This is a genomic window from Pseudomonas pudica, assembly GCF_015680405.1.
Lineage (GTDB): Bacteria > Pseudomonadota > Gammaproteobacteria > Pseudomonadales > Pseudomonadaceae > Aquipseudomonas > Aquipseudomonas pudica.
Genome location: NZ_JADLJS010000083.1, coordinates 1 through 10189, shown reverse-complemented (window position 1 = coordinate 10189; position 10189 = coordinate 1). Strand labels below are relative to the sequence as shown.

At 63.5% G+C, this 10189-nt stretch carries 9 protein-coding genes and 1 pseudogene; 7 read left to right on the top strand and 3 right to left on the bottom strand.

Annotated features, from left to right (window positions below):
• Nucleotides 1-253: 253 nt before the first annotated feature.
• Nucleotides 254-1066, top strand: coding sequence for a class I SAM-dependent methyltransferase (locus tag IRZ77_RS26280; RefSeq protein ID WP_046615451.1), 813 nt, complete (start codon nt 254-256; stop codon nt 1064-1066).
• A 59-nt stretch (nt 1067-1125) separates the two neighbouring features.
• Here IRZ77_RS26280 and IRZ77_RS26275 read toward each other — a convergent pair whose 3' ends face one another.
• Nucleotides 1126-1425 carry a hypothetical protein gene (locus IRZ77_RS26275; protein WP_085599078.1) on the bottom strand — a complete coding sequence of 100 codons (300 nt, stop codon included), beginning with the start codon at nt 1423-1425 and terminating at the stop codon, nt 1126-1128.
• A gap of 164 nt (nt 1426-1589) precedes the next feature.
• Between IRZ77_RS26275 and IRZ77_RS26270 the strand changes: the two genes are divergently transcribed.
• Nucleotides 1590-2018, top strand: coding sequence for a DUF2231 domain-containing protein (locus IRZ77_RS26270; RefSeq protein WP_108479860.1), 429 nt, complete (start codon nt 1590-1592; stop codon nt 2016-2018).
• Nucleotides 2015-3307 (top strand): PQQ-dependent sugar dehydrogenase, encoded by a 1293-nt coding sequence (locus IRZ77_RS26265; protein WP_196174618.1) that lies wholly within the window; start codon nt 2015-2017, stop codon nt 3305-3307. The genes IRZ77_RS26270 and IRZ77_RS26265 overlap by 4 nt, the downstream gene beginning before the upstream one ends.
• Before the next feature lie 47 nt (nt 3308-3354).
• Here IRZ77_RS26265 and IRZ77_RS26260 read toward each other — a convergent pair whose 3' ends face one another.
• The gene (locus IRZ77_RS26260; protein ID WP_196174617.1) at nt 3355-5487 is read right to left on the bottom strand and encodes a TonB-dependent receptor; all 2133 of its coding nucleotides are present in this window, start codon (nt 5485-5487) and stop codon (nt 3355-3357) included.
• 226 nt (nt 5488-5713) lie between these two features.
• Between IRZ77_RS26260 and IRZ77_RS26255 the strand changes: the two genes are divergently transcribed.
• Nucleotides 5714-6295 carry a hypothetical protein gene (locus tag IRZ77_RS26255; RefSeq protein ID WP_196174616.1) on the top strand — a complete coding sequence of 194 codons (582 nt, stop codon included), beginning with the start codon at nt 5714-5716 and terminating at the stop codon, nt 6293-6295.
• A gap of 290 nt (nt 6296-6585) precedes the next feature.
• On the top strand, nt 6586-7104 hold the full coding sequence (locus tag IRZ77_RS26250) for a DMT family transporter (protein WP_153670823.1): 519 nt from the start codon (nt 6586-6588) through the stop codon (nt 7102-7104).
• Here IRZ77_RS26250 and IRZ77_RS26245 read toward each other — a convergent pair whose 3' ends face one another.
• Entirely contained in the window at nt 7105-8013 is a 909-nt protein-coding gene (locus IRZ77_RS26245; protein ID WP_196174615.1) for a LysR family transcriptional regulator, read from the bottom strand.
• A 259-nt stretch (nt 8014-8272) separates the two neighbouring features.
• On the opposite strand from IRZ77_RS26245, the gene IRZ77_RS26240 reads away from it, so the two are divergent.
• Nucleotides 8273-9487, top strand: coding sequence for a YeeE/YedE family protein (locus IRZ77_RS26240; protein ID WP_196174614.1), 1215 nt, complete (start codon nt 8273-8275; stop codon nt 9485-9487).
• Nucleotides 9488-9661: 174 nt separating this feature from the next.
• A pseudogene (locus IRZ77_RS26235) lies at nt 9662-10010 on the top strand (hypothetical protein); the annotation flags it as partial.
• Nucleotides 10011-10189 lie beyond the last annotated feature (179 nt).

Genomic DNA, 10189 nt, shown 5'->3' with positions numbered 1-10189 from the left:
CTCAAGGCACCTCTGGCATTCAGCTTGCCATTCACCGCTCTCACTTCAGATTCTAATCCCCTCTCAAGACACAAGCTGGCTTGCCGGCGATTGGGCCGGTAGCCTTCATATAGCGCTTTGTTCTTGTCGCTATCCCCAATCTGTCTTGCCGCTTCGCCTGCCAGGCGCGTAGCGTTTTGCTCCCATCCCCTCGATCCATGGCGCGTTGACCGCCAGAAGGACCTCGGCCGCGCACAACAAGAAGGCGCAGACCATGAGCACTCCTTTGGATACCAATGCCCTCAAAGCCCGCCAGCAAGCCGCGTGGGCCAGTGGCGACTACGCGGTAATCGGCACCACCCTGCAACTGGTTGGCGAGCGCCTGGCCGAAGCCTGTGACCTGCGCTGGGACGAGCAGGTGCTGGATGTCGCCGCCGGCAACGGCAATGCCACCCTTGCTGCTGCCCGGCGCGGCTGCCGTGTCACCTCCACCGACTATGTGCCCGAGCTGCTCAAGCGCGGTGAAGAACGCGCGCGGGCCGAGCACCTCAATGTGCTGTTCCAGACCGCCGATGCCGAAGCGCTGCCGTTTGCCGATGGCACTTTCGATGCGGTGCTGTCCACTTTCGGCGTGATGTTCGCCCCCGACCAGGCCCAGGCCGCGCGCGAATTGAGCCGGGTGTGCCGGCCCGGTGGCCGGATCGGCCTGGCCAACTGGACCCCGCAAGGGTTCGTCGGCCAGATGTTCAAGACCCTCGGGCGGCATGTACCGCCACCAGCCGGTGCTCTGCCGCCTTCACGCTGGGGTGATGAAGAACAGTTGCGCGAGATGTTCGAAGGGGCGCTGGGCGAATTGAAGGTCAGCCGCCAGCACTTCAACTTCCGCTATCGCTCGGCAGCGCATTTCATCGAGGTGTTCCGCACCTGGTACGGGCCGGTGCACAAGGCGTTTGCCTCGCTGGAACGGGAGGCGGCCGGGGCGCTGGAACGGGATCTGACTCAGCTGCTGGATGAACGCAATGTGGGCGGACCTAGGTCATTGGTGGTGCCCAGTGAATATCTGGAGGTGGTGATCATCCGGGGTTAGCAGGCGCTCCCTGGAAGGCCTGTGCAGGTGGTGGCGGTGACAAGGCTGTTCAGGTTCTTTCAGTTTTTGCACTTGGCCATCACCACCTGGCATGTCCTGGGCGTACCTCCCGAGCGGCTGGCATAACGCATGCAGTTGTTCATTGACTTCTGCCGGGCAACGCTCAGGGTATTGCCCCAGGCCAGGCCGCCCTCGCCAGCCGTGGGCACGGCCTTGGCGAAGCAATTGGAACCGATGGCTGACGTAGCGTATCGGGCCTTGCCGGTTTTGCTGGAGCAGCCAGCGGTGAGCGCCAGGCACAGAGCGAGCAGGGTAGGCAGAGCCCAGGACATGTCCGGACGAATCGGTTTTCTGCACATGTGATCACCTTCTGCACTGGGCGACGAATGCCTTGCAGGATATTTCATACCAGCGAAGCGGTGAACTATCGCGCCGTCAAGGGGCTCATTTGCTAAGCGCCCCCTGCGCTCACCTGATGGCACAAGCCCATCAGCCTTGGGTCACTGAATGAAAAGGAGGCACCGTGACCGCTTCTGACCATACCCTCTACCGCTGTACGCCCAGCCCGTTGCATGCCCTGTTGCTTGCGGGCAGTGTGCCGTTGTTTCTTGGCGCGCTGCTGAGCGATATCGCCTACTTCAAAAGCTACCAGATCCAATGGAGCAACTTCGCCGCCTGGTTGATCGCCGGTGGCCTGGTGTTCTGCGGGCTGGCACTGCTGTTTGCGCTGGCCAACCTGATCCGCGCCGAGCGCAAGGGCGGGCGCCCTGCACTGTACTTCATGCTGCTGTTGGCGGCCTGGGTGCTTGGGCTGATAAATGCCTTCGAGCATGCCAAGGACGCCTGGGCGGTGATGCCGTCAGGGCTGGTATTGTCGGTGATCGTGACTGTGCTCGCGGTAGTCGCCGCCTGGACCGGCTTGAGCAACCTGCGCTCGGGAGGTGCTGCATGAAGGCATTGCATGCATTGAGCCTGTTGAGCGTGGCGCTGCTGTTGAGTGCCTGCGGTGGTGATGGAGAGCCGACCCAGGCCCATGGCCCGGACCCGAAACTGCCCGAACCCCAGCGCGGTTTGCTGCCGAGCATGAAGATCGCCCAGCCTGTTGCCTGGGGTGAGCAGAAACCGACCGTGCCCGAGGGATACAGCGTCACGGCCATTGCCACTGACCTGCGTATTCCGCGGCAGAGCCTGGTGTTGCCCAATGGTGACATTCTGGTAGCCGAGGGCAGGGGTGGCAGCGCGGCCAAGCTCAAACCCAAGGATGTGATCGCCAGCCAGATCAAGGCCAAGGGTAACACCCAGGTCAAGGGTGGTAACCGCCTGACCCTTCTGCGCGATGCCGACGGGGATGGCACCTACGAGGTGCAGACCGTATTTGCGGAAAACCTCAATGCGCCTTATGGGCTGGCCTTTGCCAACGGTAAGTTGTATGTGGCCAACCAGGATGCGCTGGTGCGCTTCGACTACGAGGAGGGCCAGACCCAGGCAGGCGGCGCACCCACGAAGGTCACCGATTTGCCGGCCGAGATCAACCATCACTGGACCAAGTCACTGACGATCAGCCCGGACGGGCGTTACCTGTACGTGGGTATCGGCTCGAACAGCAATATCACCGAGCGTGGCATGGAAGTGGAAATCGATCGGGCAATGGTCTGGCAGGTCGATGCCGAAACCGGTGCGCACCGCCCCTATGCCACGGGCTTGCGCAACCCTACCGCGCTGACAATCCAGCCGCATACCGGGCAGTTATGGACGGTGGTCAACGAGCGCGACGAACTGGGCCCAGACCTGGTGCCGGACTATCTCACCTCGGTACGTGATGGAGGCTTCTATGGCTGGCCCTACAGCTACTGGGGGCAGAACGTGGATGAACGGGTGCGGCCGCAGAACCCGGACAAGGTGGCGACGGCAATCAAACCGGACTACAGCCTGGGCTCGCATGTGGCTGCATTGGGTGTCGCTTTCTCGATACCGGCCATGGGCGAGCGTTTCGCTGATGGTGTCTTCGTGGGCGAGCATGGCAGCTGGAACCGTCCCGACCCGGTGGGCTACAAGGTGGTCTTCGTACCCTTCAGCAATGGCAAGCCGGCCGGGCAACCAATCGACTTCGCTACAGGCTTCCGTGGCGAGGATGGCAAGACCCGAGGGCGGCCGGTGGGGGTGACGGTGGATCCCCGTGGTGCATTGATCATCGCCGACGACCTGGCCAACACAGTGTGGCGGGTGACGCGTGATCGCTGAGTGATCCACCTGGCTTGCGCGCTCCTGCCGAGGGGGCGCGCAGGGCTTCAGAAGCGGTAGTTGAAGCTGGCTTCCAGCGTACGCGGTGCGCCCGGAGTGATCAGGTCCACTGAACCATGCGCGGAGGCATAGTAGTCACGGTCGAACACGTTCTTCAGGCGCAGCGCGGCATCCCATTGCGGCACGCTGTACAGCAGCGCGGCGTCGAAGGTGGTGTAGCCCGGCATCACCACCACGTTGTCGAGTGCGGTGTAGCGCTCGTCGACGTAGTTGGCGCCGGCGGCCACGCGCCATTGCGGGGTCAGGGTACGCACCAGCCAGACGTTGGCGCTGTTACGCGGCGTCAGGGTAGGGGTCTGGCCTTCGTTGGCAACGCCGTTGGTCTTGCTGTTGGACTTGGTGATCTCGGCATCCAGGTAGGCGTAGCCAGCGTAGATCTGCCACTTGTCCGTGAGCTGCCCGCTCACGGTGGCTTCGAAGCCGTCGGTACGCTGCTCGCCCGCCAGCACGGTCAGGTTGGGGTTGGCCGGGTCGGCGGTCTTCATGTTGGTGCGCTCGAGGCGGAATACCGCTGCGGTAAGCGACAGGCGGCTGTCGAGCAGGTCCCACTTGGCGCCGATTTCGTAGTTGGTGGTTTCTTCTGGTTCCAGGTGCTGGTTGGTCGGGCTGACTGCGAACACTTCGCCTGAAGGCTGGTAGCTGCGGCTGACCGACACATAGTAGGACTGGATGTTATCCGGCTGGTAGACCAGGCCGGCACGGGGGCTCCAGGTCTTGTCGGTACGGTCGAGGTCTACGTTCTGCGCGCGGTCGTCGTCGTACTCCTGGCCAAAGATGTCATAGCGCACGCCGACCAGGGCCTTCCAGTGCTCGTTCAACTCGATCATGTCCTGCACATAAAGGCCGGTGGTCTGTTGGAAGTTGGTGCCCTTGGACGACAGGTTGGCGGCGTGCTCCGGCACTGGCACCAGGGCGTCGCGGTACACCGGCACCTGGGCCACGTTGTTCTGGCTCAGTACCCGCTGGTGCTTGTCCTGGAAGCCCACTTCCACGCCATACAGCAGGTTGTGCTGCATGCCGGCAAGCTGCGCCTGTTGCTTGAGTTCGGTCTGGTTGAACATGCCGTACTCGTCGCGGGCGACGTTGCCACGGTTGAGCTTGACCAGCAGTTCGCCGTTAGGCGCGGTGACGAAGCGCGTGGGGCTGCTGTCGGCCAGGGTGTTGTTGCGATCCAGGTCGTAGCGGTAATAGCGGCTGGTGTTGGTCAGGGTGAAGTCGTCGTTGATGCGGTAGTCCAGGCTGGCAGTCAGCGAGAACACCTCGCTGCGGGCGTAGTCCTGGTCGGCATCGCCGGAGCCGAAGCGCTTGTCGCGGTCCACATCTACCGGGCGGTTGCCCAGCGCCGGGATGCCGAAGTCGATCAGGCGCTTGTCGTACAGGTAGGTGGCGCCCAGGTTCAGTTCCAGGTCGTCGGAGAGGCGGAAGTAGGCCGACGGCGCAATGGCCTTGCGGTCGATGTAGCCATCGTCGCGGAAGGTGTCGCTGTCTTCGAAGGCGCCGGTCACGCGGTAGGCCTGGTTGCTTTGCGGGTCGGCCCAGCCGGTGTCGAACTGGGTGCGGCGCTTGCCTTCGCTGTCGAAGCTCATGCCGACTTCGCGCTTGGGCGTGAAGCTCGGCTTCTTGCTGATGCTGTTGATCAGGCCGCCCGAAGAGCCACGGCCATACAGCACGGCAGCAGGGCCCTTGATCACCTCGACCCGCTCGATGTTGGAAAGGTCACGGAAGTACAGGGCGTCGTCGCGCACGCCGTCGATGTACATGTCGCCAATGGCGCTGAAGCCGCGAATGGTCACCTGGTCACGCTGGCCGTCGCCGTTGGACAGGCCGACGCCGGGCACGTTCTTCAGCACGTCTTCCATGGACTGCGCACCTTGGTCCTTGATCACGCTTTCAGGCACGACGTTGACGGTTTGCGGGATGTCGCGCAGCGGGGCGTCGATCTTCATGGCGCTGCGGCTTTCGCTGGCCTTGTAGCTTTGCTGCTCGTAGGCGCTGGTGACGGCAGTGGCGGGCAAGGCGAGGGAACCCTGCGATTCAGGTTGGACAGCCGCGTGAACAGCAGGCACAACCAGCAGGCCCAGCATGGAAATGGACGCCGGGGCAACAGACTTTTTTGCCATTACAGGTGACTCTTTGTTGTATTTGGAGGTCACGAATAGTAATGATTTGTAAATGTAAAGCAAGTGTAAAGAATTCGCATTTGCTATCGCAACGGTGCGAGTGGTGAGAAAGCGACAAACGCGTCGTAAGGGGCAGGGGCCGGCAATGTGCCAGGCAAGGGCTATTCTTGTTGGCGCGTGAACATTTCACGCACCCATCCGGTCTTGATTACATGGAAGCAGGCCTATGAATCCAATTCGCTCTCTCGCTCTTGCTGTTGCCTTTGCCACCCTGGCGTCCGCCGCCAGCTTCACGGTGCAGGCTGCCGGTATTCCCATTGGTAGCGAGGCGCTGGAAAGCCATGTCACCACGCAGGTCACGGCCATCGACCTGGCCAGTCGCCAAGTCACGGTGAAAGGCCCTGACGCCAAGAAGGATGTGACCTTCCAGCTCACGGAAAAGGCCAAGGCACTGCCCAACCTCAAGGTGGGTGACCAGGTCGACATCTACGTGACCCGTGCGGTGGCCTATGTGCTCAATCCCGAGGTGGGCGGTGCACCGAAGGCGACTGAAGAGTCCGCTACCATTCGCGCCACGGCGGACAACCCCAACCCGGGCGGCGAGGCGTTCCGCCAGGTCAGGGTGACCTCGCAGATCAAGAAGATCGACCTCGAGACGCATGAGGTGAGCCTGTTACCGCCTGAGGGCAAGCTGCAGGTGGTCAAGGTCGAGAACCCCGATCTGCAGGCACGCATGAAGAACCTCAAGGTCGACCAGACGGTCGAGGCGATCTACACCGAAGTGCTGCGCATCGAAACCTCGCGCTGACCATTCATTGGGGCAGGCTACGGGTTGCCTGCCCATGGCATCGCCTTGCATTGATGCCTTTCAGCTAATAGATGGGGCCGCCGTGCGCCCCATCGCCGGCAAGCCAGCTCCCATGGAACTGCACATGACTCATTGAATTGGCAGGGACTCTGTGGGAGCTGGCTTGCCGGTGATGGGTTGCGTGATCGTGTATCCATGGGGTGAATGAAGTACGTGCACACTTTCGATTTCCATGGATAAAGGGAAATTTCCGATCATCGCCTGAACATCTGTCACGAATGAGGACTGCCATGTTCAGCAAGACCCTGTGCCTTCTGGTACTTCCCTTTGCCCTGGCGTTGCTTGCCGGTGCCGTGCTGCCGTTCCAGGCTGCGGGTAATGCCGCCGTCGGCCGGGCGCTGGGGCATTGGTTGTGGGGCGCGTTCACGTCATTGACGGTGAGTTCGCTGGTAGTGATCGCCGCGCTGCTGATCCTAAGGGTGCCGGCGCCGGACATGGGCAAGGCCTTGCAGGGGCCCTGGTGGATGTGGGTTGGTGGGGTGCTGGGGGCGTTGTACGTGGCCGGTGCCGCGGCGCTCACCCCCAGGCTGGGTGCGGCGGGGTTCCTGGTGCTGGTGGTGGCGGGGCAGATCATCACGGCGGTGGTCGCAGACCACTTCGGGGTGATGGGGTTGGGGGGCAAGCCGCTCAACCTGGCCAGGTTGGCGGGTGTGGTGCTGATCCTCTGCGGCGTGCTGCTGGTGCAGGGTAACTGGGCAGCAGGCACGCCGACCAGTGCCACTGCCGTGGTGAAGCAGCCGGAAGGCTGATCAGCGACCCGGCTGGCTGCACGCCCACACGGTTTCCCGCAGCCAGCGATGCCCGGGGTCGTCGTCCTTGCGGCTATGCCAGGCTTGCTGGTAATCGAACGAAGGAATCGCCAGTGGCGGCTCGAACTGGCGCAATGTCTTGTGCTGGTGCAGCGAGCCCACCGCGCGGCTGGCCACGGTCAGGATCAGGTCGGTGCCGGCCAGCACCTCGACCGCCGCACTCCAGTGCGGCAAGGCCAGGGCAATCCGCCGACGCAGGCCCTGCGCGGCCAGGGCGCGCTCGATTTCATCGAAGGCATCCGGGTGCATGGCCATCAGCACATGCGGGCGGGCCAGCCAGTCGGCCAGGGCCAGGCCGCCGCTGGTTGGCAGCACCTGGCGGTCGGCAACGCTGATGAAGCTGTCGGTGAACAGCGGCTGCGCAGTGATGGCCTGGGGCAGGTCCGGGAAGATACCCAGGGCCAGGTCCAGTTCACCGTCGAGCAACAGGGCCAGCATGGTCTCGCGGCTGGCCTGGCTGATGGCCAAATCCACCCCGGGTGCGACCTGGCGCAGGTGGCGCAGCAGGGGTGGCAGGATGATCCGCGAGGAATAGTCGGACAGCGAGAGCCTGAAGCGACGCTGGGCCTTGGCCGGCTCGAACTGTGGGGCGGCCAGCAGGCCGTTGAGGTTGCCCAGGGCGTCGTGCAACGGTTTGGCCAGTGATTGGGCGCGGGCGGTCAACGCCATGCGGCCGTTCTGGCGCACCAGCAAGGGGTCGTCGAAGTGCTTGCGCAACTGCGCCAGGGCGTGGCTTACCGCCGGTTGGCTGCGGTGCAGGCGCAGGGCGGCGCGAGTCACATGCTTTTCGCTCAGCAGGGCGTGCAGGGCGAGCAGCAGGTTGAGGTCGATCTTGCGTAGTTCATCCATCGTGCGAATGGTCTTGGTTGAGTCTGGCAGTTTTGATCAGCTTAACAAATGCCCAAGACCGCTTTTATGGAACGACACATGACTTATTGGTTTAGTGAGGTTCTGTAGGAGCAGCCTTGTGCTGCGAAGAGGCCGGTACAGGCCATAGACAGGCGGCGTCAGTACCGGCCTCTTCGCAGCACAAGGCTGCTGCTACACGGAACGCGCCAGTTGTTGGGGTTATACTCCCCACCCGTTTCACTGTTATCCGAGTATTCCGATGGGTCTTTCCGCAACCGCAACACCCGAGCCGCGTCGCCTGGGCGCCCCCTTGATCGCCTTGGCCCTGCTGCTGGCCGGTGCCTGGTTCCTCAACCTCAATGCCGGCTTCAAGCAGGTGCTGCTGCTGATCGTTGGCGCCGCGCTTGGCGTGACGCTGTATCACGCCGCCTTCGGCTTCACCTCGGCCTGGCGGGTATTCATCAACGAGCGGCGCGGCGCGGGCCTGCGTGCGCAGATGGTCATGCTGGCCCTGGCCGTGCTGCTGTTCTTCCCGGCGCTGTCGGCCGGCAGCCTGTTCGGCAACCCGGTCAACGGCCTGGTGGCACCGGCGGGAGTGTCGGTGGTGTTCGGCGCGTTCATCTTTGGCATAGGCATGCAGCTGGGAGGCGGCTGTGCATCGGGTACGCTGTTCACCGTCGGTGGCGGCAATGCGCGCATGCTGGTGACCTTGCTGTTCTTCATCATCGGTTCGGTCACCGCCACCCACCACGCCGACTGGTGGTTCGCCTTGCCATCGTTCCCGGCCACCTCCATCGTGCAGGCGTGGGGTGTGGGGCCGGCGCTGCTGGCCAGCCTGGCGATGTTCGGGCTGATCGGCTGGGCCACCGTGGTGCTGGAAAAGCGCCGGCACGGCGCGCTGGAAGCGCCTGCCAGCGGCGAACGCCAGGGCTTGCGCCGCTTGCTGCGCGGCCCATGGCCGTTACTGTGGGGGGCCATCGCCCTGGCCTTGCTGAACTACGCCACTTTGGCGCTGGCGGGGCGGCCGTGGGGCATTACCTCGGCCTTCGCCTTGTGGGGGGCCAAGGCCCTCGATGGCCTGGGCGTCGATGTCGGCAGCTGGGTGTTCTGGCAGGCGCCGGCCAATGCCAAGGCGCTGGCCTCGCCGCTGTGGCAGGACATCACCACGGTGATGGACCTGGGGATCGTGCTGGGTGCGCTGCTGGCGGCAGGCCTGGCCGGCCGCTTTGCCCCAAGCCTGAAGATCCCGCTGGCGTCTCTGGTGGCCGCCATCATCGGTGGCTTGCTGCTGGGCTATGGTTCGCGCCTGGCCTATGGCTGCAACATCGGCGCGTACTTCAGTGGCATCGCCTCGGGTAGCGTGCACGGCTGGCTGTGGCTGGTGGCGGCCTATGCCGGCAACCTGATCGGTGTGCGCCTGCGTCCGCTGTTCTTTGCCGGCGAGCGTCGGCCTGTTGCGCTGACCGGCTGCTGAAGCACTTAGCCAATTGCTGCAAGGGGTGCAGAAATCATCTGCATCCCGCCTGATTAGCCTGACTCGAACACCCATCCAGCAGGATTCGATCCTGGCTAACCGCATCGTTCTCAACAGCACCGGCACTGCCGATGTCATGCAGCTGAACACTTGCAAGCACAAGCCCCAGGGCCCGGCCAGGTCTGGCTGCTGGCCGATTTCGTGCTGGCCTACCTGCAGGTGGCGGTGAAGGCCGAATATGCCGATCGTTTCGTCGACCTGATCGGCGAGGGTTTCGACGCCGCCATCCGAATTGGCGAGCTGGCTGACAACCGGAGTTGGCACCCTGGCGGGAGGGGACTGGCTGATGGGCGAGGACCTCGCCGCCGGGCGCTTGGTGCGGGTGCTGCCGCAATGGCAGTTGGATGTGGCGGCAGGCATTTACCTGGTACGGCCGACTGCGCGCCTAAACACTGCCGCCCTGGTGGCTTTCAAGGCGTGGCTGGAAGCACGCTTCGAGGCCGGCGCACCGTGGCGGCTATAGAATAACTAATTGAATCAGCAGGGACCCTGTGGGAGCGGCTTTAGCCGCGAACACCGGCGTAGCCGGTGCCATGCACCGCGTTGGATTCTTCGCGGCTAAAGCCGCTTGTATGGTGATACTCGAAGGGGTGGTGGGACGAAAAAGCCGAATCTGACTGTTCACAGCAGTACAGACCGTGG

What these genes read in the sequence shown, in the direction of transcription:
- IRZ77_RS26280 (WP_046615451.1), top strand. Translation starts at nt 254, where the DNA reads ATGAGCACTCCTTTGGATACCAATGCCCTCAAAGCCCGCCAGCAAGCC.
- IRZ77_RS26275 (WP_085599078.1), bottom strand. Translation starts at nt 1,425, where the DNA reads ATGTGCAGAAAACCGATTCGTCCGGACATGTCCTGGGCTCTGCCTACC.
- IRZ77_RS26265 (WP_196174618.1), top strand. Translation starts at nt 2,015, where the DNA reads ATGAAGGCATTGCATGCATTGAGCCTGTTGAGCGTGGCGCTGCTGTTG.
- IRZ77_RS26260 (WP_196174617.1), bottom strand. Translation starts at nt 5,487, where the DNA reads ATGGCAAAAAAGTCTGTTGCCCCGGCGTCCATTTCCATGCTGGGCCTG.
- IRZ77_RS26255 (WP_196174616.1), top strand. Translation starts at nt 5,714, where the DNA reads ATGAATCCAATTCGCTCTCTCGCTCTTGCTGTTGCCTTTGCCACCCTG.
- IRZ77_RS26250 (WP_153670823.1), top strand. Translation starts at nt 6,586, where the DNA reads ATGTTCAGCAAGACCCTGTGCCTTCTGGTACTTCCCTTTGCCCTGGCG.
- IRZ77_RS26245 (WP_196174615.1), bottom strand. Translation starts at nt 8,013, where the DNA reads ATGGATGAACTACGCAAGATCGACCTCAACCTGCTGCTCGCCCTGCAC.
- IRZ77_RS26240 (WP_196174614.1), top strand. Translation starts at nt 8,273, where the DNA reads ATGGGTCTTTCCGCAACCGCAACACCCGAGCCGCGTCGCCTGGGCGCC.